Origin of the sequence: Rheinheimera texasensis DSM 17496 (genome assembly GCF_000711985.1) — a bacterium.
In the GTDB taxonomy this organism is placed as follows: domain Bacteria; phylum Pseudomonadota; class Gammaproteobacteria; order Enterobacterales; family Alteromonadaceae; genus Pararheinheimera; species Pararheinheimera texasensis.
In genome coordinates this window covers 1,162,374-1,186,762 of record NZ_KL544005.1, presented here as the reverse complement: position 1 = coordinate 1,186,762, position 24,389 = coordinate 1,162,374, and the positions used below count along the sequence as shown (strand labels likewise).

Below are 24,389 nucleotides of genomic sequence, written 5' to 3'. Positions count from 1 at the left end.
GGATAAACAGGGATAAGCGGGTAGTGGCACCCCTACATGTGCTAGTCGCGTAAATACCGCAGCAGCTTATCAAAAGCCCGGTAACTCAGCGCTTCCAGCAAATGTGGCCGGTCAATCTTTTGGTCGCCAGCCAGATCGGCAATAGTGCGTGCCACTTTCCATAATTTGTGAAAACTGCGGCTGGATAGCTGCAATTGCGAGACCGCCTGTTCCAGAAAAGCGCTGTCGGCACTTTGCAGCGGGCAAAATTGTTCCAGTTCACTACTACTCAGCCTTGCATTGGGTTTGCCCTGGCGCACCAGCTGACGTTCCCGCCCGGCCAGCACCCGGCTTGCGACTATTTCGCTGGTTTCGCCATTACTCTGTTGGCTCAGCACGCCGGCTGGTAACAAGGGCACTTCGAGCTGCAGGTCAATGCGGTCAGTCAGCGGGCCGGAAATACGTGCGAGGTAACGTAAAATCTCGGCTTTGCTGGCGCGGCCGTCCAGATGATGGCCGCTGGGGCTTGGGTTCAGCGCCGCGACCAGCTGGAACTGAGCCGGGAATTCAGCCTGACGGCCGGCACGGGAAATATGTACCAGCCCGGTTTCCAGTGGTTCGCGCAGCGCGTCCAGCACATGGCGCTGAAATTCGGGCAATTCATCAAGAAATAATACACCGTGGTGCGCCAGGGAAATTTCGCCGGGTTTGGGCATGGTTCCGCCGCCTGCCAGCGCCGGCGCCGAGCTGGTGTGATGCGGCTGACGGAATGGTCGACGGCGGAGATCAGCGGCGGGAGGTAGTGCCGCAATCGAATAAATCGCTGCGCTTTCTAAAGCTTCATGGAACGTCAGTGGCGGTAAGATACCGGCCAGCCGCTGAGCCAGCATCGATTTTCCGGTCCCGGGCGGACCGTAAAACAATAAATTATGTGATCCACTGGCCGCGATTTCCAGCGCCCTTTTGGCGTGCTGCTGGCCTTTGACATCCGACAAACATAATGGCGACGGAATGGCAGTGTCGGGCAGCGCCGGAATGGGCGGTAAAGGTTGTTGTGCCAGCAAATGGCTATGGACCTGCAACAGATGACTGGCACCCAGCACCAGTACATCCGGCACTTGCCGGGCAACGCAGGCATTTTGCATCGGCAGCAGCAAAGCCCGGCCAGCCTGCTGTGCTGCGAGCGCTAACGGAATTTCGCCGACGATAGGCCGGATCTCGCCTGATAATGCCAGTTCGCCATAAAATTCAGTGTCAGCAACTGCGGCGGCAGGGAGTTGGCCACTGGCTACCAGAATGCCGATAGCGATAGGCAAATCAAAACGGCCGCCTTCTTTGGGTAAATCCGCCGGTGCCAGATTGACGATAATTTTGCGATCGGGAAAGTCAAAGCCGCAGGTCAACAGTGCGCTACGTACCCGGTCACGTGCTTCCCGCACTGTGGTTTCCGCCAGCCCAACCAGCTGAAAACCGGGCAGGCCATTAGACAAATGTACTTCGATAGTCACGGGCGGCGCCTGCAGTCCGAGCCGCGCCCGGCTGTGAATGAATGCCAGTGTCATCAGCGTCCTTGCTTGTTGCACAGATCTAAAGATGTAGCCCAATGTTAAATAAATGCAAACTAATTCACTGTGGCAGGCCATTCGGGCAGCCTTTCTTCTGTGCCAAGAAGCCGCTACACTCAACTATCTTGTGTTGATCCAATTTTCTGACTGCATTAATCCCGGGCCCTCATGCGCATTGAAGTACAAACTGCAAAAAGTCGTTATCTGTTTTACCGGGTGATTGGATATCTGCTGGTGATTTTGTCGATGTTTATGCTGCTGACCGCTGGTGTCGCAGTGTACTTCGATGAGCAGAGTTTCTGGAGTTACCTCATCAGCAGCCTGTTAACGGTCAGCGTCGGTTATAGCCTGGTCTACAAAGGCCGGCATGACTTTGTGCTGATGAAACGCCAGCTGTTTTTGCTGACCACCTTATGCTGGGTATCGATTTGTTTATTTGCCACTTTGCCTTTTGTGCTGGTGCTGCCGCAGCTCAGTTATGTTGACGCGGTGTTTGAAACTGTGTCGGCGATCACCACCACAGGAGCCACAGTGCTCAAAGGGCTGGATAACATGCCAAGAGGCCTGCTGTTCTGGCGCGCGGTGCTGCAGTGGATTGGTGGCATTGGTATTATCGTGATGGCGATTGCCATTTTACCGGCGTTAAAAATCGGTGGGATGAAGTTATTTAAAACCGAAAATTCGGATATTTCTGAAAAAATTCTGCCGCGTAGTTCCAGTCTGAGTCTGATGATTGGCGTGGTGTATCTAACCATGTCGGCGAGCTGTATGACGCTGTTTTATCTGTTTGGCATGAATGGCTTTGATGCTATTACCCATGGCATGACGACAGTCGCCACCGGTGGTTTTGCCAATTACGACGCATCTTTTGGCCACTTTAACGATAAACCGGCGCTGCTGTGGATTTCGTCGTTATTTATGCTGCTGTCGGCGCTGCCGCTGGTACTACTGGTAGGCACGGTACGAGGTCACAAATGGCTGTTGTTACGTGACCCTCAGGTCCGGGCCTTTTTAGCCATTACCGCTTTTAGCGTGATTTTACTGACCTTGTATCAGCACCATCATAATGACCGGCCTTTGCTTGATGCATTGACTCACACCACTTTTAACGTGGTTTCCATCATTACGACTTGTGGTTATGCCAGCGAAAACTATGCGGCCTGGGGTGGATTGGCGCTGATCCTGTTCTTTTATTTAACCTTTTCCGGGGGATGCTCAGGGTCAACTACCGGTGGCCTGAAGATTTTCCGCACCCAGCTGGCCGGATTATTGTTGATCAAGCAGTTTAAATTATTGGTACATCCGAATGCAGTCTGGGTGCAGAAATATGGCAGCAAACCGGTAAACGACCAGTTATTGGGTTCAGTACTGGCGTTTTGTTTTATCTATTTCGCTTCTATTGCTGCGCTGGCGCTCGGTTTATCAATGTACGAACTGGATTTTGTTACGGCGCTGACCGGCGCTGCGACGGCGATCAGTAACGTTGGCCCGGGGCTTGGCCCTGTGATTGGCCCGGATGGTACTTTTGCCAGTTTACCCGATGGCGCCAAATGGTTGATTAGCTTTGGTATGTTATTGGGTCGGCTGGAGATTCTGACGGTCTTGTTATTGTTTACGCCGATGTACTGGCGCTTCTGAACCGATGGGTCCGACCTCCGGTTGATTTTTCCGCTTTGACCTTGCGTTGTGGTGGTTTTCACCTAGAATGACGATCCGTCAACTTTTTTCGGTATCGTCCAATGCTCCCCCAGCCGCCAATGCAAAACTCGCGTAGCCTGGCCCGGCAACTCCGGGAGCAGGCGCTGTTGAAGCTGGCGCAGCAGATTTTACGGCAGGACGGTTTTGCCGGCCTGACCATGGACCGGCTGACGGCTTTATCTGACGTGTCCAAAGGCACTTTATATAATCATTTCAGCAGCAAAGAAGACGTGCTGACTGCCCTCAGCGTCGACTCATTAGAGCGGCTGCAACATCTTTTCCAATTAGCACTTAACTTTAACGGCCATAGCCGGGAACGCGCGCTGGCTCTGCATTATGCTTATCATCGTTTCAGCGCCGCCGAACCGACCTTGTTTTTATGTTTGTTGACCGCTGCCACACCGGGGGTGATGGAAAAAAGTTCACCAGAGCGGCTACTACGCCGTCAGCAGCTGGAAACCGAATTATTGACCATGTGCCAGACCGTCCTGTCAGCAGCGCTGGCGGACGGTAGTTTAACTTTGCCTGCCGGGGCTGCGGTGGAGCAATATTCCTTTATCAACTGGGCGCTGGCTTTTGGCTGTAATGCGCTGTTTGCGCCGCTGCGCCAGTTAGGTTTGTTTGCTGGCCTGCAGGCGGGACAGATCAACATTCAGAGCATTAATTTATTGTTTGATGGCATGGGCTGGTTACCTTTGTCGGCAGACTGGGATTATCAGGCCAGTTGGCACCGCATCGGCCTGATTTTCAGTCAACAGCTGATGTCCGATCCCCTCATTCACCCGACGTTGAACCAAACACAGGAGCCCGCATGAATCATCCCTGGTTAGACAATTCTGTAAAAAGGCCTTGGCTGGCGGTGTTCCTGGTCTTGCTGGTGACAGTTTTATTTAGCTGGGGCGCGAAAAATCTGTATTTCCGCGGTGATTTCCGGATTTTTTTCTCGGCCGACAATCCACAGATGCAGGCGTTTGAGCGGATGCAGGCGCAGTTTAATAAAAGCGACAATATGCTGGTGGCGGTGTTGCCGGCCGAGGGGGATGTGTTCACGCCAGAAGTGTTGACCGTGGTGAAAAAGCTTACCGACGCCGCCTGGCAAACGCCTTATTCGTTGCGCGTTGATTCGATCACTAATTTTCAGCACACTGAAGCGCAGGAAGACGACTTACTTGTCGAAGATTTGCTATTAGATGTGGCGGATATTTCGGCAGAAAAAATCAGTAAAATCAAAGAAGTTGTGCTTAATGAACCGGCGTTGCTGAAGCGGTTGGTATCGGCAGACGGCGGCATGACTGCAGTGAACATCACGGTGCAGTTGCCGGAGAAAGACCAGAATAAAGAAGTCGCGGACGTCTATTCCTCGGTGGCGGCTTTGACCGAACAGTTGGCAAAAGAACATCCGACCGTCAGTTTTAAACTGGCTGGCGTGATAGCGCTGAACAATGCCTTTACCGCCGAAGCGCAGCATGACGCCAGCGCTCTGGTGCCGCTGATGTTTGTCACTATCATTGTATTGTTGGCGTTGATGCTGCGCTCTGCGCTCGCGGCGCTTGCTGTGGTGATTATTATTATTCTGACCATCAGCTCTACGCTCGGCCTGGCCGGTTGGGCCGGCATTTTCCTCAGCACCGCCACGGTGAATGTGCCGACCCTGGTGATGACGCTGGCGGTAGCGGATAGTGTACATCTGATAGCTTCCTGTCAGTTTTTGATGCGGCAAGGCCAGTCCAAACCTGATGCGATCCGCCAGGCCATGTTGATAAATACTATGCCGGTGTTTATTACCAGTGCGACGACGGCGGTTGGTTTCCTGACACTGAATTTCTCTGAAGTGCCTATACTGCGTGACTTCGGCAATATGGTGGCCGTGGGCGTAATGCTGGCCTGGTTATTAACCATCCTGTTGTTGCCAGCGTTACTGGCGTTATTGCCAATCAGTGCAGGCCACGATTCCAAAGCCTTTGGTGGTATGGACCGTTTAGCGGAATTTGTCATCCGCCGGCCCGGGCCTATTTTAATTGGCACTGTGCTGCTGACCCTGGCGGGCGGCTATCTGACGTTGCAAAACCGCGTGAATGACGAGGCAGTCAAATATTTTTCCACTCAGACGGAGTATCGTCAGGCCGTTGATTTGCTGGAAGAAAAACTAGGTGGCGTGTCGCTGATGGATTTTGCCATCGAAAGCGGCGGTGAATCTGGCGTCAATGATCCGGCATTTATCGCCGCCATTGATGCTTTTGGCGATTATCTGCAGACCTTACCGGAAGTGACCCATGTAAGCCGGATCAGCGACACTTATAAACGGCTGAATAAGAGTATGCATGGTGACGACCCGGCCTTTTACCGGCTGCCGGAAAGTCAGGAGCTGGCGGCGCAATATCTGCTGATGTACGAAATGTCGTTACCTTTTGGTCTGGATTTAAGCAATCAGCTGGATATGGATAAAAGTGCCACCAAGGTTGGTATCACGATGCAAAACCTTGGCAGTAAAGAAATGACGGCGATTGAAGACAAAACTATTGCCTGGTTCCGGCAGCAATATCCGCAATATTCGATTGAAGCATCGAGCACTGCGCTGATGTTTGCGCATATTGGTGAGCGCAATATGGCCAGCATGATGCAAAGCCTGCCGCTGGCGGCTGTGTTGATTTCCGCTCTGTTGGTGTTAAGCCTGCGCTCCTGGAAACTGGGCACTATCAGTTTATTGCCGAATATGATACCGGCCCTGCTGGGTTTTGGTGTCTGGCAGTTGTTATCCGGCGAAATCAACTTAGGTTTGTCGGTGGTTGCTTCGATGAGCCTCGGCATTATCGTCGACGATACCGTGCATTTTCTCGCTAAATATCAGCACGCCAGACAGGATGGTCGAAATGCCGAAGATGCGGTGCGGTACGCCTTTCATAGTGTGGGCTGGGCTTTGGTCGTGACCACTGTGGTACTGGTGATTGGCTTCTCGGTACTGCTGTTGTCAGATTTCCGGCTGAATTCTGATATGGGTCTGCTCACCGGCATCATTTTGTTGATCGCGCTGATTGTCGATTTCCTGTTTTTACCGGCGGTGCTGCTGAAGCTGGACCGCAAAGCCTATTCCCCGGCACCTGCCGCCACTCATCCGAACGGAGTCTGATATGAATACTCATTTGCTGATCTGTCATCGCCCGCAGGTTCGAAACAGCTGGATAAAGCTGTTGTCCGGCTTGTTGTGTGCCAGTTGGTTAACCACTGGTTTGTTCAGCATGCCTGTGCTGGCCGACGATGGCGGCAAGGGGCTGCAAATCGCCACTGAACGTAAAAAACGTGACGAGGGCTGGAAAGACAGCGAGTCCAAAACCACTATGGTGCTGCGCAATGCCCAAGGCGAAGAAAGTACCCGCGAGATCCGCAGCATCAGTCTGGAAGTCGCCAACGACGGCGACAAAGGCCTGACCATTTTTGATGAACCAAAAGATGTACGCGGTACCGCGTTTCTGAACCACTCGCACACCGGTAAACCGGACGACCAATGGCTGTATCTGCCTTCGGTGAAGCGGGTCAAACGTATTGCGTCGCGCAATAAATCCGGCCCATTTATGGCCAGCGAATTTGCCTATGAAGACTTAAGTTCGTTTGAACTGGAGAAATTCAAATTTACCTGGCTGCGTGATGAGCAGCTAAACGGCGAAGCGGTGTTTGTGGTGGAGCAGGTGCCGCTCGACGAATTTTCTGGCTACAGCAAAAGTGTGGTGTGGATTGATCAGGCTGAGTATCGCGCGCGCAAAATCGAATTCTATGACCGAAAAAATGCACTGTTAAAAACTCTGGTGATGAGTGACTACAAGCAGTATCTGAATAAATACTGGCGGCCGCTGAAACTGCAGATGACCAATCATCAAACCGGCAAAAGTACCGATTTACTCGTGCGCGACATTGAGTTTGGCAAAGGTCGTACCGATGCTGATTTTGACACCAATGCCCTGCAACGCAGCCGTTAAGCTCAGTCACTCAGCAAATCTGCGGTCTGGCCCGAGATTTGCTGAGTTTGTTGTTTCGCCGTGCTGTCCAGTTGGTAAAAATCTGGCTTTCAGCCATGCTGAAAGCAGCTTTGAGACGTAGGCAGTGTCAGATCCCGGAACCGAATCATGCAATTAAATATCTGTTGGGTGTTATGTGCTGCAGCTTTGGCTGCTGTCACTCCCTCGCACGCCGCAACCATCGGGCCTGTCACCGGCAATGAGACTTTATGGAGTCTGGCCCGCGCCGCCCGTGGCGATGCACCGTATTCGATGTATCAGGCCATTGTTGCTTTGCAACAGAAAAATCCGACTGCTTTTATTGGTAACAACGTGCATCACGTCAAACTGGGTGCTGTGCTGGAGCTACCAACCGCCGCTGAAATTGCTGCCGTGGATGCGCTCAGTGCCGAACAAAAAGTTGAAGCGGATGCCGTGGCCTGGCGGCAATGGGTTGCCACCCGGCAAACGTCGGGCGGCACTGCGCAGGGCGCTGTTGCAGTGCGTAAAACCGGTGGTTTGTCGTCGCAGGCCACTGCGGCTTTAGCCCGGCAAGTGCAGCAACAAAGTAAAGCCGTGCCTGTGCTGTTAGCTGCGCCGGCAGAAACACCTGCCGCCGTGGCCGAAGCGGCCCCCGTTTCGGCGGCATCAGCGCCACTGGCGCCTTTGCCACCAGAACCATCTGCCCCGGACATCGCTGAAGCGCCGGCAGTGCTCACGCGTGAACCCCGCAGTGACTGGACTGAACGTTTGCAAACTGATACCACTTTAGGGCTGGACTGGCGCTGGTTCGCCAAGCGCGGCTTACAGGGCCAAAGCCGCAGTGCATTAAGCGGCAGCGCGTTGGTCGAATGGTACTGGCAATCCGAAGATGAGCGCAGCAGCTGGACAGTCAGTCCGTACCTGCGCTGGGATCAACGCGATAGTGAACGCAATCTGGTTGATTTGCGTCAGGCTTATTGGCTGAGCGTAGGCGATGGCTGGGAGTTTAAAGCCGGCGTCGACAAAATTTTCTGGGGTGTGACCGAGTCGATCCATCTGGTGGATATCATCAACCAGACTGACTGGGTGGATGCGGTCGATGGTGAATCGAAACTGGGCCAGCCGCTGCTGCAACTCAACCTGAGCGGTGACTGGGGCAATCTGCAAAGTTTTGTGCTGCCATATTTTCGGGAGCGTACCTTAAGCGGCGAACAAGGCCGTTTGCGGCTGCCATTGCCGGTGTTAGTCGATGACGCTGTGTATCAGTCGTCGCGCGAACAGCAGCATGTAGATCTGGCGCTGCGTTACAGCCAACAAATCGACCAAATCGACCTGGCGCTGTCGTATTTTACCGGCACTAACCGGGACCCGCGGTTTATGCCGGTGGGTCAGGGTAGTGCGGTGGTACCCTATTACGAACAAATGCAGCAGTGGGGGCTGGAAGGCCAGTGGATTGTCGACAGCTGGATCTGGAAGCTTGAAGCTATTCGTCGCAGCAGCGATATCGACAATTTCACCGCCGCGGTGGCCGGTTTTGAATACACCAATGTTGGTGTGTTTGATTCGGCGGTGGACCTTGGCTGGTTGCTAGAATATCAATACGACAACCGCGGGCAGTTTGCGCCGGTTCCGGGGCAACGCGATCTGTTTGCCGGCGTGCGCGTAGCACTGAATGATGAAGCCGGCAGCGAGCTATTATTTGGCATCGCACAGGATTTACAAAATGGTGGCACCCGAAGCGGCATGCTTGAAGCCTCTATGCGTTTCAGTAACAATCTGCGCTTGCGGCTGGATGCCTGGTTTTTTCAAACCATGTCTTTGCAACAGCCGACCTGGTGGTTCAGACAGGATGATTATATTCAGTTAGGCTTTGATTATTATTTCTGACAATTCCGGAGTATGTCGTATGAAAGTTTGGCTGGCAGCAGTGTTGTTGTGTTGGTCTGCGCTTGCCAAAGCTGAACCCCGCTCCATTGTGGTCGGTATCGAACAAATCGATTATTACCCGCATTTCGATTTCAGCAGCGGCCAGCAGCGTGGCTTCTTCTACGATTTGATGCAGTTATTTGGCAAAACCGCCGGTTATCAAATCCGCTTTTCAGCATTACCAGTCAAACGCCTGTATCAGGAAGCCAACAGCGGAATAGATTTGGTTTATCCGGACAATCCGGCCTGGCAACAGTACATGGTGGCGGAATATCCGAAGACTTTTAGTGACCCGGTGATTTACACCTTAGGCAGCACAATAGTGTTACCGCAAAACCAGCAAATGCCGCTGGAAAAGTTCCGCTCCCTGGCTGTGATCCACGGTTTTGCGCCGCATCGCTGGCTGGAGTTGCAAAAGCGCTACAAATTTCGCATGGTGGATGTCGCAGACAGTGCGTCCGCTTTGGGGTTGGTGCTCAGAGGGCGGGTGCATGGTGCGTCGATTGAACTGAATGTCGCCAATGAATACCTGCGCCGGATTGGCCAGCCGGGTGCGCTGGTGGCGGCTGACACTTTGCCCTTCTCTGAGTTGCCGTTTTTGTTATCCAGTGTGAATCAACCTGGGCTTATCATTGAATTTAACCGCTTTTTGCGCCAACAGCAGCGCGCTATCCAGCAGCTGAAAGACAAATATCAGCTGCTGGAACACAAAGAACAGCTCAAAACGACAACGAACTAGCGCGGTGCCTGTAGCAAATCAGTCAGAGCCCGCACTGTCGCTTCCACGCCGGTACGAACTGCAGGTTCAGGTTCGATTTTAAATAACGGGCTGTGATGGCTCGGCACGGCAGGCCCACCATTTTTCTCCGCGGCAAAAGCCGCAGCCGGTGTGCCGCCGACGGCAAAGTACACACTGGGGATGTATGGGTCTGTCGTCAGGAACGGAAAGTCTTCTGCACCCATGCCGAGCCGTTTGTAATTCTGATCAAAAATATCCGCACCCATATGCTTGGTCCAGGTGGCTTTGAGGCGCTGCGTCAGCGGAATGTCATTGACGGTCGGTGGTGTGGTGCCATCGCGTACTATCACCTCCGGCAGTTTGTCTTCCGGCAGGCCTGCGACCCGTCCCATATTCACCGCGACCCGCTTAATAGCCGCAATCAGCTGATCGCGCGTTTCCATATTGTCGTTGCGCACCGTCAGCTGCAGCACGGCTTGGTCTGAGATGATGTTGTGTTTGGTGCCGGACTGAAAGGAACCAACAGTGATAACACCCGGCTCTTTCGGCGGCAATTCCCGGCTGATAATGGTTTGCAAAGCCAACACAATCTGCGCGCCAAGCACTATCGGATCTTTACCGCGATGCGGGCTGGCGCCATGGGCACCAACACCGTGAATAATAATATCGACGCTGTCGACACCGGAATAAGGCGAGCCTTCTACAGCGACCAACTTACCTGCTTCAATTTCACTGGATACATGGAATGCCAGCGCATAATCCGGTTTACCGAATTTCTGATACAAACCATCCTGCACCATGCCCAAAGCGCCGCCACTGCGCTCTTCTGCCGGCTGCCCGATTAACATCAGGGTGCCGGACCAGTCTTTTTTCCGCGCCGCCATTTGTCGGGCCGTGCCAACCAGGCTGGTGATATGCACGTCATGGCCACAGGCGTGCATCACGGAGACATCGTGGCCGTCCCAATCTTTGGTTTTCACTTTGGAGGCGTACGGCAAGCCAGATTTTTCTTCAACCGGCAGGCCGTCCATATCAGCGCGCATCATCACTAATGGCCCCGGGCCATTTTTCAGGATGGCAACCACACCGGTTTTGCCGATGCCGGTGTGAACCTCAAAACCGGCCGCTTTGAGTTCTTTCGCCAGCCGCGCGGCAGTGTTGACCTCCATATGCGACAGTTCCGGGTTCTGGTGAAAGTGGGTAAATAAGGCGCCCAGATGTTGTTGATAATCACTGGCTACTGATTGCGGTAATGCAGTTTTTGCATCCACAGCAGCCTGCGCTGACACAGCATACAAAGCGGTACTGAGCAAAGTGAGAGAAAAGGTGCGCATCCAGTTGTTCCTGAAACTGTTGAAAAATCCAGCATAACAGAGCGGCAACTGCAGCGTCGTGGTCTTTAACCTGTTGCTGCTGACGTTCACCGCAGCAAGGCTCGCTTGCGGCTAAGCCACGTTTTCATTGGCAGCGTAGAGCTTCGCAAGTAAACTAGCCGGCAGTTTTTAGCTTAACTTGTGAGATCGATATGTTTGAGTGGATTGCAAGTCCGGAGGCCTGGATTGCACTGGGCACGCTTGCCGCATTAGAAATCGTATTAGGTATTGATAATATTATCTTTTTATCAATTCTGGTTGGCCGGTTGCCGGAAAAGCAACGTGCTTTTGCTCGTCGTTTGGGTTTAGGCCTCGCGATGTTTGCCCGGCTGGCGCTGTTGTTCTCGATCTCCTGGGTGATGGGTCTAACCGAAACCTGGTTTACGGTGCTTGGCAATGATATCTCCGGTCGTGACGTAATTCTGATTGGCGGTGGTCTGTTCCTGTTAGCGAAATCCACGCAGGAAATCCACCATAGTCTGGAAGGTGCTGATGAAGAGCCGGGCGCGCCCAAAGTGGTGGCCAACAGCCTGATGATGGTGCTGATCCAGATTATGATCCTCGACATCGTGTTCTCGTTAGATTCAGTGATCACCGCAGTTGGCCTGGTCAATAATATCGAAATTATGGCGATTGCGATTATTGCCGCGGTCGGCGTGATGATGTTTGCCGCCAAGCCTATCGGTGATTTTGTTGACGCCCATCCAACTATTAAAATTCTGGCACTGTCGTTCCTGATTTTGGTCGGCGTCACTTTGATGATTGAAGGCTTTGATGTACATGTACCAAAAGGTTACATCTACTTCGCGATGGCGTTCTCGTGCTGTGTTGAGATGATTAATATCCGCCTGCGTAAGAAATCGAACCCGGTGCAGCTGCACAAAGATTTGCCGTAACAAGGCATCTCTCTGCTTCTATGAAAAAAGCCCGCTGCTGCGGGCTTTTTGCTACTGCAAGACAGGTTATTTACCTATCTGGCCACTGCGGCCAAATACCGGAATAGTCAGATGCCAGCGAATAGCGGCAAGCCGCAACAGCAGACAGGCGAGCATGCCGGCCAGCATTGCCGGCAACGCAGCAACCTGCAAATTCAGTAACTGGGTATAAACCAGGCCGCCAAAAATACAGGTGACAGCATAGAGCTCACCACGAAACACCAGCGGGATCTCCCGGCACAGTACATCGCGGATCATGCCTCCGCAGACCCCACTCATAGTACCCATCATGATGGCGACAAAATCTGAGGTGCCATATGCCAGCGCTTTCTGCGCGCCCATCACGACAAAAAATGCCAGACCTATAGCGTCGGCGATTTGCAGCGCATTGTTTGGAATCGTCAGACGTTTGCGCACCAACAGAATGGTCAGCGCGGTGGCGCCAAAAATGGCGTAGAAATAGCTGTTGTCACTGAGCCAAATGACCGGTACGTCCAAAATCAGATCGCGAAGAGTGCCGCCGCCAATCGCGGTGACCGTCGCGAGCACTATGACTCCAAAGCCGTCCATTTGTTTGCGCCAGGCGGCCAGTGTGCCGGCGATGGCAAACACACCGATGCCCATTAAATCAAACCAGTGAAAAAGCTGTTCCATTCGCAGATCCCGCCAGAAAAACCATCATCTTATCCCAGTTTTGCCGGGGAAACAGCGCTGGTGAAAACTAGTTTGGTGACAGCATGATGTGACGGGGTTGATAAGAACTTAATAAATTACTGATATTGATATGATGTTAATTTTAAGGGGTTTTTCTTGTCTATGTTAGCTGGGCCGCTCTGTATCAGCGCGGTATTCAGGAACATTATTGATAAAAAAATCTAAGAGGAAACCTCATGAAATTACCACATCTGAGCCCATTGGCCATCGCCGTGACCCTGGCATTCTGCGCGCCATTGCAAGCTGCCCAGGTTGTCCCGGCTGCCAATCTGCTAAATGGTCAGGCGCTGAGTAGTCTGGACGGCACGCAAAGCGATCGCAGTGCTGACACGATGAGCTTTAAAGCACTGCAACAAATCAAACGCTTCGACGGCAAACTGAAAAGTCGTTATCAACAACAATTCCGTGGCATTCCGGTTTGGGGCCACAACGTGGCGGCGATTAACGCCAATGGTCAATACAGCGATATCAGCGGCACTGTGGTGACCGGGATCGAAGACGATTTACCGGACGCGCGCCCGGCACTGGCACCGGAGCAGGCGATTTTGGCCAGCCGCGGCGGGGAAAGTCTGCAGGCGTTGTCCGTTGATGAGCAAACCACACTGCAGGCCGAACTGAGTGCACAAAGCGCCAACGCCAAACTCTGGGTTTATCTGGATCAGAACGACACGGCCCGGCTGGTCTACATCACGCATTATCTGACGCAAAAAGGCCAGCATCCGAGCCGGCCTTACAGCATTATCGACGCCAATAGCGGTAAAGTGCTGCAAAGCTGGGATGGCATCGCTCATGCCAATGCGACCGGGCCTGGCGGCAACAGCAAAACCGGCCAATATCAGTACGGCACAACTTACGGCTATCTGGATGTTGATGCCAATTGCCGGATGACCAACGCCAATGTTGATACCATTAACCTCAATGGCGCCACGTCTGGTGGCAGTATTCACCAGTTCACTTGCCCGAATAACACCTTTAAAGCCATTAATGGCGCCTATTCACCACTGAATGACGCGCATTATTTTGGTGGTGTGGTGTTTAATATGTATAAGAGCTGGTTCAATGTGAATCCGCTGAACACCAAGCTGAAAATGCGTGTGCATTATGGCAGCAACTATGAAAATGCCTTCTGGGATGGCACACAAATGACCTTCGGTGACGGCGCCAGCCGGTTCTATCCGCTGGTGAGTCTGGATGTCTCTGCGCACGAAGTCAGCCATGGTTTCACTGAGTTTAACTCCGGCCTGGTCTACAGCGCACAATCCGGTGGCATTAACGAGGCATTCTCGGATATGGCCGGTGAAGCTGCCGAATATTTTATGAAAGGCAGCAACGACTGGCAGGTCGGTGCTGACATTTTCAAAAGCACCGGCGCCTTACGTTATATGGACGACCCGACCAAAGACGGTCGCTCTATCGGTCACGCCAGCAACTACACCAGCGGTATGGATGTACATCACAGCTCCGGCGTGTTCAACAAAGCCTTTTACCTGTTAGCCAACAAATCCGGCTGGAATACCCGCAAAGCCTTTGAAGTATTCACCGTCGCCAACCAGGTCTATTGGACTTCGAATGCAACCTTTGTGTCAGCTGCCAACGGTGTCTGTAAGGCAACCAAAGACAAAGGCTACAACACTGCCGATGTTGCTGCGGCATTCTCAGCGGTTGGTGTAACGACCGCAGATTGTGGCACTGTAACACCACCCGGTGGTAATTCCGGCACCTTAACCAATCTGGCTGCCACTACCGGCAACTGGACACGCAATACTATTACGGTCCCGGCCGGCATGACCAAACTGACGGTCACAATCAGCGGCGGCACTGGTGATGCAGACCTATATGTTCGTTTTGGCAGTCAACCGACCACCAGCAGCTACCAGTGCCGGCCATACAAAAATGGCAATGCTGAAAGTTGTGTGATCAATAACCCGCAGGCGGGTGTCTGGCATGTTGGTTTACGCGCTTACAGCAGCTTCAGCGGCGTGACGCAGAACTGGTCTTATCAATAACCGCAGTCAATAAAACACCAAGCCCGCATTGCGGGCTTTTTTACCTGAATGGTTGCTCATGCGGGCTTCGTCCTGTCAGCGGATGCTGGAATCGATCTGGATATTGTTATAATATAACATCTCAAAGAATCTTTCAGGCCGCTGTTATGCATCATCAAACACCCTTGTTACCTGTCACAGTGTTATCCGGTTTTTTAGGCGCCGGTAAAACCACCTTGTTAAACCATATTCTGCAAAATCGCGCCGGCTTGAAAGTCGCGGTGATCGTCAATGACATGAGCGAACTGAATATAGATGCACATGCCGTGCAAAAAGAAATTCAACTCAATCGCACGGAAGAAAAATTGGTCGAGATGAGTAACGGCTGTATCTGCTGTACCTTGCGGGAAGATTTACTCATTGAAGTACAGGCATTGGCGCGGGAAGGGCGCTTTGATTATCTGGTGATTGAATCTACTGGTATTTCCGAACCCTTGCCCATCGCCGAAACTTTTACTTTCACCGACGAAGACGGCAAAACTCTCGCTGATATCGCCCGGCTGGACACAATGGTGACAGTGGTTGATGCCGTGAATTTCATGGCCGAGTATCAACAAGCCCGTCTGTTGGCAGACAGTGGCGAACACCTCGGAGAAGAGGATGAGCGCACTGTCGCAGATCTGCTCATTGATCAGGTGGAATTCTGTGATGTGCTGGTGGTCAGTAAAACAGATTTGGTCAGTAAATCTGCATTAGATGCTTTGACCGCCGTGCTGCGTCAGCTCAATCCGTCGGCGCAGATTGAGTACAGCCAGCATGGCCGGGTGCCGCTAAACAAAGTGCTGGGCACAGGTTTGTTTGATTTTGCCAAGGCGCAGCAAGCGCCCGGCTGGTTGCAGGTGTTGCGTGGCGAGCAGCAGCCGGAAACCGAAGAGTATGGCATCAGCAGCTTTAGTTTTGTTGCCAGAATGCCGTTTCATCCGACGCGACTTTATCAGTTCTTCCATCAGGATTGGCCACAAGGCCGCTTATTGCGTTCAAAAGGCTATTTCTGGCTGGCGGCACAGCCGGAATTTGCCTGGCAGTGGCATCAGGCCGGCGGCATTGCGCGCTATGGCATGGCGGGTTTGTTCTGGTTTGCCGTGCCTAAAGCGGAATGGCCGGATGATGCTGAAAGCCGCGCTGCGATTGAAGCCCAGTTCAATGGAGACTTCGGTGATTGTCGCCAGGAGTTAGTCTTTATCGGTCAGGAGCTTGATGAGGCTGAAATGCGCAGCCAGTTAGCTGCTTGCCTGTTAACTCCGAAGGAATACGCCGCAGGTCCCGCGGTCTGGCGACTGTATGACAACCCATTTCAGCAAGATGATGTTCACTGAGTTTAGGCCGATCGGGGCACAGATCCGGCAAAGCACATCAGCGGACGTACTCAGCGATATTCTGTTGCCGGAAGTCAATCTCGCGGTATGGCAGCGGCAGCTGGATAAAGAATTGCTGAGCTGTGCCAGACAGTTGGCTGCGCGTCCGGCCTTTGCGCTGCAGCGCCAGACGCATCTCGATGACTTACCGGCGCTGTTAATAAATGCGTTGCCGGAGCTCCCTGGCAGTGACGGACTGCGCAAGGATATTATGTTACAGGCCGAAATGCTGGCCTGTCTGATGGATACAGATTATCTTGGCATCCGGCTAAAAACGTTACATCAAGCGATGTGTCCACGTTTTCATACTGACCATGTGGCACTGCGGATGCTGGTCACTTATGCCGGACCTGCGACTGAATGGCGCGAGGGTCCGGACGAAGCGGATGTTACCGGAGCATTACAGCTGGGCGACACAGCTGTGTTAAAAGGCTCAGCCTGGCCAGACGCAGCAGCCGTCTGGCACCGCTCCCCACCAGGCCTTTCTGTGCGTTTATTGCTGACCCTCGATCCGCTCTGACGTTTGAGTCAGCAGAGTGGCCAGCAACTGGCTGTCTTGTTGTTGCTGGCTGGCATAGTCAGCGCAGGCTTGCAGTAAGGCGTCGGCTTCAACTTCCAACGTCTGTTGCATCTGTACGGCGAAACGCGCAGAGCGCCGGTCAGCCCGGTTGTGCGCCAGCGCCAGCGCATGGCCGCAGGCTTCGGCATATTGGCGCAATGATTTCGCCGGGTCCTGCATGTGCAGACAGATGTCTTCCGGGTCGACATCGACGTTGGCATGATGGAGGGACCGCACCAGATAATGTGCGCCTTCAAACTGCACTTCATCCAGTATTGAATCGGGCCGGCGCTGCATCAGACGCTGGCAATCGACTGTCAGATGCGCGTCATTGAGCCGGTTGACCGGGTGTAAGTCCGGGAAGAAAAACAGCGGTGCTGAACGGCGCTGTTGTTTCACTTCAACCACCTGACACAAAGCCACATCGGCATCAGATCCAATCTCAGCCGGCCCCACCAGCAAATAATAGCGTTGCATATTCAGTGAACCGGTACCAGCGCCATGGCGGGTGACGATATCCAGAATGCTATCGTGCACATAAGGCGCAAAAGCCTGTTCCAGTTCGGCATAACGGCTGGCTTCAATCCGGCTGAATTTGCCGCTGTCGGCTTTAAATTGCAAAGGCCGGGCACTGAAGTCTACCGATTTGGCCAGCGTGCTTTTGCTGAGAAAGTCAGGTCCGGCGGCTGAACGTTTAATGGCTTTTTTCAAAAACGGCTTCAGTACATGTTGTTTCGGGAAATCATCCTGAGTGCTGAAACGAAATTCCGGGTCTTTGGCCACGGCCGCACAGCAATCAGCATAACTTTGCAGAAAACGGCGGGCGGCAGCGTGAGCATCTGCAGCGCTGGCGGCGGTCAACCCGGTCAGGTCCGGCGCATCTTCGCTGATGTATTTCCCGGTGGTAAGGCCGTGGCAATAATCTGCGGCCAGTAACAGGCTGACAATAAAGCGGCTTAAATCCCACACTGCCGGCCCAATACAGGCATCGTCAAAATCGTTGGGAGCAAAAATGACACGTTCGCCATAACTGCCATCTTCAGTGAAAAAACCAAAATTGGAGATATGGCAATCACCCATCACGGTGGTCAGTGGCACTTGCGTGGTGAGCGCCGGTGGCAATTTCAGCAGACCCGACTGAATATCGGCATAAAACAAGCCAGAGCTGCCGCGTAAAAACCGAAACGGGTTTAATGCCATTTTTTGATGTTTGGCCAAGAGTTGCTGGCTGGGGTCAACTTGATCGGTCCGGCTGAATTCGCTGATCAGTTGTTGCAGGCGCTGCATCTGAATATCTCCGTTTCTATGGCTGCGAGGTTTTATGCTAATGCAGAAGCCGTATGCTGGCGACAGAAAAAACCAGCCGTTTTTGTAAGCAAAGGTCTCAGTTATCAATGGTCTGACAAGTGTTGTTGCCTATTTAGAAACTTGCTGCGGCCAGAGGGCTCTATTATCCTTGTGCGACTTGTTCGCATTTACGGGTTTGCCCTGTTGTCACTTCGTCAAAGGTTCATCTTCATTGTTGTGCTGGCTTATCTGGTGCTGGCGCTCAGCTGGATTTTTTTGTCTGACCAGTTGTTGCTGCTGCTGATAGGCCCGGAGCAGCTGCTGAAAGTCTCGATGCTGAAGGGCATGTTGTTTGTGTTGGTCAGCGCGGTCGGCTTGTCGCTGGCGCTGAAAAATGTGCCATTGCCGGCAGGCGTCGAGCGCAGTGTGTTGCCACTGAATCACCGGCAGAGTCAGGTTCGCGATTATCTGCTGGCGGCGTTGCTGGTGGGCATGATGCTGTGGTTCCGTGTGTTATTGCCGGTGGATATAGCCACTAAGCCAATGATGATCCTTCAGTTATTTCCGGTCATTCTGGCGGCCGTTTTTGGTGGTTTTGGCCCCGGTATTTTTGCCACGCTGTTGTCAGCGATGGCCGTCGGCTGGATTGTCCGGCACACGTTAAGTGGTCCGGAGCAAAGCCTGTATATGCAGCTGCAGTGGTTGTTTCTGACGATTAACGGCTTGACCGTCAGCTGGTTATGCCAGCAACTGCGCAACAAAACGTATCACGTGGGTCAGCAGCAGCGTTTGTTAGATGCGGTGATTGAAGGCACTGACGACGTCGTGTTTACCAAAGACAACGCCGGACGATATCAGCTGGTGAATCAGGCGGCTTGTCGGGCTTTTGGCCGCGATGCCAGTCAGATTATCGGTCGTACCGACATCGAATTGCTGGACCCGTCCCAGGTTGTGGTGTGGCAGCAAAATGATGCCAAAGTACGGCAGCAGCAACAAGTGCTGCATTTTCAGGAACAAATTCAGGCGGCTGATGGTAAACCACTTTTGTATTCCGTCAGCAAAGGGCCATTGTTTGACCATCGTCAACAGCTCTGCGGCACCTTTGGTATTGCCCGCGATATTACTGCCATGGTCGGTCAGAAGCGTTTGCTGCAGCGTGTACTGGAAGGCTCAGAGCAGGGTTTCTGGGAATGGGACTTGCAACAACAGCGGATGCAGGTAAGTGAACGCTTTGAGACTATGTTGGGGTATCAGCCCGGTGAAATGGATGTGCGGCCGGATAACTGGCCGCAGCTGGTGCACCCTGAAGATTTTGCTGCGGTAGACCGGTCGCTTGAGCAACATCTGCAAGGCCTGGCGCCGCTGCATGAAGTGGAATTTCGCGCCCGTTGTAAAGACGGCAATTGGCGCTGGATACTGACCCGCGGCAAAATCGTCACGCGCTCGGCTGACGGCGCGCCGCTGCAGCTGGCCGGCACTCACACCGATATTCAGCAGCGCCGGCACAATGAAGAAACACTGCGGCTGGCAGAGCTGATGTTTGCCGGCAGCTATGACGGCATGATGCTGGTTGATGCAGAGAATTGGATTATCCGGGTCAACCCGGCGTTTTGCCGTATTACCGGCTATAGCGCGGCTGAAGTTGAAGGCAAATCGCCACGTATTTTATCGTCCGGTCTGCATGAAAAAGGCTTTTATCAGCAGATGTGGCATCAGTTGCAGCAACATGGCTTCTGGCGCGGCGAAATCATCAATAAACGCAAAGACGGTACTGTGTATACCGAAATGCTGTCGATTTCAGTGGTCCGCGATGCCGATGGCAAAATCCGGCAATATATCGGTATTTTTGCTGATATCAGTCAGCTCAAAGCCCATGCCGCTGAACTGGATAAAGTGGCGAATTTTGATGCTTTAACCGGCCTGCCGAACCGGCGTTTGCTGTTGTCGCGCTTTAATCAGACGCTGATCCGCGCTCTGCAAACCGGACAACGTTGTGCAGTGTGCCTGATTGATATCGATGGTTTTAAGCAAATTAACGAAGAGCACGGCAGCGCCTTTGGTGATCGCGTGTTACTGGCGCTGAGTCACCAGCTCCAGTCTGCGCTGCGCCACGACGACACGCTGGCTCGGCTTGGCGGTGATGAATTTGTCGTGTTGCTGTCGGATATGCCGGCGCTGCCGGAAGGCAACCATATCGTCAAACGGCTGTTGCAGGCGGTCAACCGGCCTTTGCAGCTCGACGGTATCGAAATCTCGCTGACCAGCAGTATCGGTGTCAGTTTATATCCGGATGACAACGCCGACCCTGATACGCTGCTGCGCCATGCTGACAAAGCCATGTATCAGGCCAAAGAGGCCGGCCGCAACCGTATTCAGTGGTTTGACCCTGAGCACGAGCGCGAAGCGCAGGAGCACCGGATGATGCTGGAACAACTGCATGAAGCCTTGCAGCAGCATCAGTTTGTGCTGTTTTATCAGCCGAAAGTGAATTTACGCAGCGGTGCAGTGGTAGGGGTCGAAGCGCTGATCCGCTGGCAACATCCGCAGCGCGGCTTGTTGTCGCCGGCAGCATTTTTGCCTTTTATCGAAGGCAGCGAGCTGGAAAGCCAGTTTGGCCAGTTTGTGTTACATGCCGGCATCATGCAGGCTGACAGCTGGCTGGCTGAAGGGATTCAGCTGGAAGTTGGTATCAATATCAGTGCCAGCCACTTACTGAATGCCGACTTTGCCGCCCAGCTGTCTGGCTTGTTACAGCATTACCCACAGCTCAGTCCAGGGCAGATTGAACTGGAAATTCTGGAAAGCACCGCTATCCATGATTTAGCCGCCGCACGCGACGCGTTAAGGCGCTGTCAGGGTTTTGGCGTGCGTTTTGCGCTCGATGATTTTGGCACCGGTTATTCGTCTTTGACCTATCTGCGTCAGCTACCGGTCCATAGCCTGAAAATCGACCAGAGTTTTGTCCGCGATATGCTGGAAGATCCGGATGACCACAATATTGTTGCCGGCGTGGTGCAGCTTGCAAGCGTGTTTGACCGCAGTGTGATTGCTGAAGGTGTGGAGACTATGGCGCACGCCAAAGCCCTGATAAGTATCGGTTGTGAGCTGGCCCAGGGATACGGTATTGCCCGGCCTATGCCGGCCGCTGAGATCGCAGGCTGGATCCGTCACTGGCAGACCGAACAACCCTGGTGCCAGTTGGATACATGATTAGTGGGTTGGGCTTTCCGCTATATGTGCATCAACAAAATGCCGGGCAATCCATTGGGCTTTTTCGAGCTCTCCGGCTAAAGCTTCGACACAGCGCCTATCGACCAGGCCGGTTTCAGCCATTCGGTGGAGTTCTATCATCGCAGCTTCAGCTGTCCATGGCTTTTTATAGGGCCGCTGACTGGTCAGTGCATCAAAAATATCCGCCACTGTAACGATGCGGGCTTCGATAGGGATCTCGTCACCACGCAAACCACGTGGGTAGCCTGAACCGTCCAGAAACTCATGATGGCAGGCCACAATATTATGCATAATCTCTGAATCCGGCAGGTGTTGCAGACCAAAATCACCAATGACTTTTTGCATCAGTTGCTCACCTTTTTCCACATGCGTTTGCATCAATGCTCTTTCGTCGGGGGTCAGCGGTCCTTGCTTTAGCAGGATCTGATCTGGAATGCCAATTTTGCCAATGTCGTGTAAAGGAGCAAACAGATAGATGTGTTCAATGGTTTCATCGCTAAGCTGAAAATAGGCTGCTACCGATTTCGCGATTAGTCGGGCATATTGCGCCATGCGTTCCAGATGGGCTCCAGTCTCAAAGTCACGTAAATCAACAAATTCCCGCGCCACTTGTGCCGACACCAAAACGGCACGGACTGCGGACAGTTCGGCAGATAACGCCATATTAATCAGATTGCAGTAGAGCAACAGGTCGCGTTGCACGCGGGCATCAAAATAACCGGGTTCTGCGGAATCGAAAAAGATAAAACCCAAAAAGCCGCCGTTATCGTACATAGGAACGGTAAAGGAACTACGGTAGGGTTGTGATAAGAGCCAGTCGGAATGTTGATTACCCGATTTGATTTGCAGTGGGATATCGTCAATGACCCGGCAGCTGCCATTTTTTGCCAGCAGACTCAGTTCGCCGCAACTATCGATCTTGGCTTCATAGCCGCTGATGGCCTGGCCTTCTTTGGTACTGTTGATAAATGTTTTTAGCAGTTGGCTGGAAGGTTCATACAAAGCGCAGGCGATCCGGCTGATGGCAGGCATGGTTTGCAGAACACGGTCGTGTAAATTGGCTAAGCGCTGATTAACACTGCCGCCACCCTGAAACAGTTGCAGAATTTGACTCGGGGCCAGACTGGTCATCACGATGCTCCTTGTATGTGCACTGCCTGAGTGTGGAAACAATTGGCGATTTTTGCAACAAATGCTGCTGGCAAATCAAGCTTGATTGACGTAGGGCAAGTAATTAACTTAGGTGATAACTTTTTGTTATCATCCTGCAGGAATAAGGGATCAATGAGTCTGGAGTGTGCGATGAAACAGTGGATATACAGTAGCGTTATCGTCTTTAGTTCTGCTTTGCTCAGTGCTTGTGGCGGTGGCGGGACCATCGGCGGCGACAGCAACAGTGGGACTAATCCCGGTACTACACCCGGCACCGGCACCACAACGCCAACCACTCCGACAGCGCCAACCTGGATAGCGGGTCAATATGCCGCTGAGTCGACGTTACAGAACTTCTGCGCCACGCCACGCAGCGGTACAGACCCGTTCAGTAACAGCGCCTATCCGGACAAAGCCGGTACCGCCATGCATGAAAAGCTCTGGCTGCGTTCCTGGAGCAACAGAACTTATCTGTGGTACAAGGAATTGCCCGATCTTGACCCGGCGTCATACAGCACTTTGGCCTATTTTGACCTGCTGAAAACCAGCAACAAAACCGATTCCGGTGCCGCCAAAGACAATTTCCATTTTTATCAGGATACTGCTGAGTACAAAAAGCAAACCCAGTCTGCGGTCACCAGTGGCTATGGTATTGAGTGGATTTTCACTGCGACCCGGCCACCGCGTCAGCTGACCGTCGCTTACACCGAACCTGGTAGTCCAGCGGCGACTGCATTGCTGAGCCGTGGTTCGAAGCTGTTGGAAGTTGATGGTATAGATTTCGTCAACGACAATACCCAGGCCGGCGTCAATGCTATCAACGCCGCGTTATTCCCGGCCAAAGCCGGTGAAAGCCACCAATTTACGGTGCAACAAGCCGACGGCAGCCGCAAATCCTTCACTTTGCAATCTGCCGATGTGTCGACGGTGCCGGTGCATAACGTCAAAGTGCTGCAAAGCGGCAGTAAAAAAGTCGGTTATCTGCAGTTTAATACTCACATCGCCGCAGCGCAGCCACAGCTGATTAGTGCTGTGGAGCAGTTCCGCAACGAAGCAGTCAGTGAGCTGGTCGTCGACCTGCGCTATAACGGTGGTGGTTTGCTGGCGCTGGCATCGCAGTTTGGTTATATGGTCAGCGGCCCGAATCAAATCCAGTCGCGTTATTTCGACAAGTTGCAGTTTAACGATAAATATCCGAATACCGATCCGGTGACCGGCGAAGCACTGGAACCCACACCGTTTTATAGCCGCGGTATCGACTACAACGCCGGTCGGCTGACCAATCAGACCTTGCCTAACCTCAGCCTGAACCGGATTTTTGTGCTGACCACCGACAATACCTGCTCGGCCAGCGAAGCCTTTATCAACGCCTTGCGGGGGATTGATGTCGAGGTGATCCAGATTGGCGGCAAAACCTGTGGCAAACCTTATGGTTTTTATCCGACCGACAACTGCGGCACCACTTATTTCACCATTCAGTTCAGCGGCGTCAACGCCAAAGGTTTTGGTGATTATGCCGCCGGTTTCACACCAAAACCAGCCCCGCAGTTTGCCGCTGATATCAAAGGCTGCCCGGTGGCGGACGACCTGAGCAAACCGCTTGGTGATGCACAGGAAGGCCTGTTAAAAACAGCGTTGTTTTATGCCGGCAATAACAGCTGTCCGGTGCTGACCGCGGCGCAGCAAGCACAAACTCAACAAGCACTGTCAGCGGCAGCCCCCCTGCAAAGCGATGGCTTGGCAATCCGCGATCCGCGTCAACAGGAGTTCATGCAGCACAATCTGCTACGCACAGACATTCGGGACTGAATCTGCAGCAACAGCCCGCCAAGCGGGCTGTTGCCAAGGCGTACAAAGCTT

At 53.0% G+C, this 24,389-nt stretch carries 17 protein-coding genes; 12 read left to right on the top strand and 5 right to left on the bottom strand.

Annotated features, from left to right (window positions below):
- Positions 1 to 41: 41 nt before the first annotated feature.
- Positions 42 to 1,541, bottom strand: a complete 1,500-nt coding sequence (locus Q399_RS0115800) for a YifB family Mg chelatase-like AAA ATPase (protein WP_031570047.1) — start codon at positions 1,539 to 1,541, stop codon at positions 42 to 44.
- Between the two features lie 171 nt (positions 1,542 to 1,712).
- Between Q399_RS0115800 and Q399_RS0115795 the strand changes: the two genes are divergently transcribed.
- From Q399_RS0115795 to Q399_RS0115770, 6 genes are all read left to right on the top strand, one after another.
- Entirely contained in the window at positions 1,713 to 3,182 is a 1,470-nt protein-coding gene (locus Q399_RS0115795; RefSeq protein WP_031570046.1) for a TrkH family potassium uptake protein, read from the top strand.
- A 119-nt stretch (positions 3,183 to 3,301) separates the two neighbouring features.
- Entirely contained in the window at positions 3,302 to 4,057 is a 756-nt protein-coding gene (locus tag Q399_RS0115790; RefSeq protein WP_051686071.1) for a TetR/AcrR family transcriptional regulator, read from the top strand.
- Entirely contained in the window at positions 4,054 to 6,369 is a 2,316-nt protein-coding gene (locus Q399_RS0115785) for an efflux RND transporter permease subunit (RefSeq protein ID WP_031570042.1), read from the top strand. The genes Q399_RS0115790 and Q399_RS0115785 overlap by 4 nt, the downstream gene beginning before the upstream one ends.
- 1 nt (position 6,370) lies before the next feature.
- A complete protein-coding gene (locus Q399_RS0115780; RefSeq protein WP_051686070.1) occupies positions 6,371 to 7,213 on the top strand; it encodes an outer membrane lipoprotein-sorting protein in 843 nt (280 codons plus the stop codon).
- A gap of 147 nt (positions 7,214 to 7,360) precedes the next feature.
- Positions 7,361 to 9,100 carry a FimV/HubP family polar landmark protein gene (locus Q399_RS0115775; protein ID WP_031570038.1) on the top strand — a complete coding sequence of 580 codons (1,740 nt, stop codon included), beginning with the start codon at positions 7,361 to 7,363 and terminating at the stop codon, positions 9,098 to 9,100.
- Between the two features lie 19 nt (positions 9,101 to 9,119).
- On the top strand, positions 9,120 to 9,878 hold the full coding sequence (locus tag Q399_RS0115770) for a substrate-binding periplasmic protein (RefSeq protein ID WP_031570037.1): 759 nt from the start codon (positions 9,120 to 9,122) through the stop codon (positions 9,876 to 9,878).
- On the opposite strand, the gene Q399_RS0115765 is transcribed toward Q399_RS0115770, so the two are convergent.
- Complete coding sequence (locus tag Q399_RS0115765) at positions 9,875 to 11,212, bottom strand: amidohydrolase (protein WP_031570036.1); 1,338 nt, start codon at positions 11,210 to 11,212, stop codon at positions 9,875 to 9,877. The two genes, Q399_RS0115770 and Q399_RS0115765, sit on opposite strands and share 4 nt — an antisense overlap.
- A 191-nt stretch (positions 11,213 to 11,403) precedes the next feature.
- Between Q399_RS0115765 and Q399_RS0115760 the strand changes: the two genes are divergently transcribed.
- Positions 11,404 to 12,147 (top strand): TerC family protein, encoded by a 744-nt coding sequence (locus Q399_RS0115760; RefSeq protein ID WP_031570034.1) that lies wholly within the window; start codon positions 11,404 to 11,406, stop codon positions 12,145 to 12,147.
- Between the two features lie 66 nt (positions 12,148 to 12,213).
- On the opposite strand, the gene Q399_RS0115755 is transcribed toward Q399_RS0115760, so the two are convergent.
- Complete coding sequence (locus Q399_RS0115755) at positions 12,214 to 12,840, bottom strand: trimeric intracellular cation channel family protein (RefSeq protein ID WP_031570033.1); 627 nt, start codon at positions 12,838 to 12,840, stop codon at positions 12,214 to 12,216.
- 236 nt (positions 12,841 to 13,076) lie between these two features.
- Here Q399_RS0115755 and Q399_RS0115750 point away from each other — a divergent pair, with 236 nt between their 5' ends.
- The 3 genes from Q399_RS0115750 (at position 13,077) to Q399_RS0115740 (ending at position 16,820) form a co-directional block, all read left to right on the top strand.
- Positions 13,077 to 14,906 carry a M4 family metallopeptidase gene (locus Q399_RS0115750; protein ID WP_084164415.1) on the top strand — a complete coding sequence of 610 codons (1,830 nt, stop codon included), beginning with the start codon at positions 13,077 to 13,079 and terminating at the stop codon, positions 14,904 to 14,906.
- A gap of 146 nt (positions 14,907 to 15,052) precedes the next feature.
- Entirely contained in the window at positions 15,053 to 16,261 is a 1,209-nt protein-coding gene (gene zigA, locus Q399_RS0115745; RefSeq protein ID WP_031570029.1) for a zinc metallochaperone GTPase ZigA, read from the top strand.
- On the top strand, positions 16,227 to 16,820 hold the full coding sequence (locus Q399_RS0115740) for a DUF1826 domain-containing protein (RefSeq protein ID WP_084164413.1): 594 nt from the start codon (positions 16,227 to 16,229) through the stop codon (positions 16,818 to 16,820). Before zigA ends, Q399_RS0115740 begins: the two co-directional genes overlap by 35 nt.
- On the opposite strand, the gene Q399_RS0115735 is transcribed toward Q399_RS0115740, so the two are convergent.
- Entirely contained in the window at positions 16,794 to 18,146 is a 1,353-nt protein-coding gene (locus Q399_RS0115735) for a DUF2252 family protein (RefSeq protein WP_051686069.1), read from the bottom strand. The genes Q399_RS0115740 and Q399_RS0115735 overlap by 27 nt on opposite strands.
- 204 nt (positions 18,147 to 18,350) lie before the next feature.
- Between Q399_RS0115735 and Q399_RS21210 the strand changes: the two genes are divergently transcribed.
- Positions 18,351 to 21,356, top strand: a complete 3,006-nt coding sequence (locus Q399_RS21210; RefSeq protein WP_211253360.1) for an EAL domain-containing protein — start codon at positions 18,351 to 18,353, stop codon at positions 21,354 to 21,356.
- Here the strand turns inward: Q399_RS21210 and Q399_RS0115725 are convergent, their stop codons facing one another.
- Positions 21,357 to 22,508, bottom strand: coding sequence for an HD-GYP domain-containing protein (locus Q399_RS0115725; RefSeq protein ID WP_051686068.1), 1,152 nt, complete (start codon positions 22,506 to 22,508; stop codon positions 21,357 to 21,359). It lies immediately after the preceding gene.
- Between the two features lie 171 nt (positions 22,509 to 22,679).
- Here Q399_RS0115725 and Q399_RS0115720 point away from each other — a divergent pair, with 171 nt between their 5' ends.
- Positions 22,680 to 24,338 (top strand): S41 family peptidase, encoded by a 1,659-nt coding sequence (locus Q399_RS0115720; protein ID WP_031570019.1) that lies wholly within the window; start codon positions 22,680 to 22,682, stop codon positions 24,336 to 24,338.
- Positions 24,339 to 24,389: the final 51 nt, after the last annotated feature.

Bases quoted from the DNA above. Each gene is read 5' to 3' on its own strand.
- Q399_RS0115800 (WP_031570047.1), bottom strand. From the start codon at position 1,541: ATGACACTGGCATTCATTCACAGCCGGGCGCGGCTCGGACTGCAGGCG.
- Q399_RS0115795 (WP_031570046.1), top strand. From the start codon at position 1,713: ATGCGCATTGAAGTACAAACTGCAAAAAGTCGTTATCTGTTTTACCGG.
- Q399_RS0115790 (WP_051686071.1), top strand. From the start codon at position 3,302: ATGCAAAACTCGCGTAGCCTGGCCCGGCAACTCCGGGAGCAGGCGCTG.
- Q399_RS0115785 (WP_031570042.1), top strand. From the start codon at position 4,054: ATGAATCATCCCTGGTTAGACAATTCTGTAAAAAGGCCTTGGCTGGCG.
- Q399_RS0115780 (WP_051686070.1), top strand. From the start codon at position 6,371: ATGAATACTCATTTGCTGATCTGTCATCGCCCGCAGGTTCGAAACAGC.
- Q399_RS0115775 (WP_031570038.1), top strand. From the start codon at position 7,361: ATGCAATTAAATATCTGTTGGGTGTTATGTGCTGCAGCTTTGGCTGCT.
- Q399_RS0115770 (WP_031570037.1), top strand. From the start codon at position 9,120: ATGAAAGTTTGGCTGGCAGCAGTGTTGTTGTGTTGGTCTGCGCTTGCC.
- Q399_RS0115765 (WP_031570036.1), bottom strand. From the start codon at position 11,212: ATGCGCACCTTTTCTCTCACTTTGCTCAGTACCGCTTTGTATGCTGTG.
- Q399_RS0115760 (WP_031570034.1), top strand. From the start codon at position 11,404: ATGTTTGAGTGGATTGCAAGTCCGGAGGCCTGGATTGCACTGGGCACG.
- Q399_RS0115755 (WP_031570033.1), bottom strand. From the start codon at position 12,840: ATGGAACAGCTTTTTCACTGGTTTGATTTAATGGGCATCGGTGTGTTT.
- Q399_RS0115750 (WP_084164415.1), top strand. From the start codon at position 13,077: ATGAAATTACCACATCTGAGCCCATTGGCCATCGCCGTGACCCTGGCA.
- zigA (WP_031570029.1), top strand. From the start codon at position 15,053: ATGCATCATCAAACACCCTTGTTACCTGTCACAGTGTTATCCGGTTTT.
- Q399_RS0115740 (WP_084164413.1), top strand. From the start codon at position 16,227: ATGACAACCCATTTCAGCAAGATGATGTTCACTGAGTTTAGGCCGATC.
- Q399_RS0115735 (WP_051686069.1), bottom strand. From the start codon at position 18,146: ATGCAGCGCCTGCAACAACTGATCAGCGAATTCAGCCGGACCGATCAA.
- Q399_RS0115725 (WP_051686068.1), bottom strand. From the start codon at position 22,508: ATGACCAGTCTGGCCCCGAGTCAAATTCTGCAACTGTTTCAGGGTGGC.
- Q399_RS0115720 (WP_031570019.1), top strand. From the start codon at position 22,680: ATGAAACAGTGGATATACAGTAGCGTTATCGTCTTTAGTTCTGCTTTG.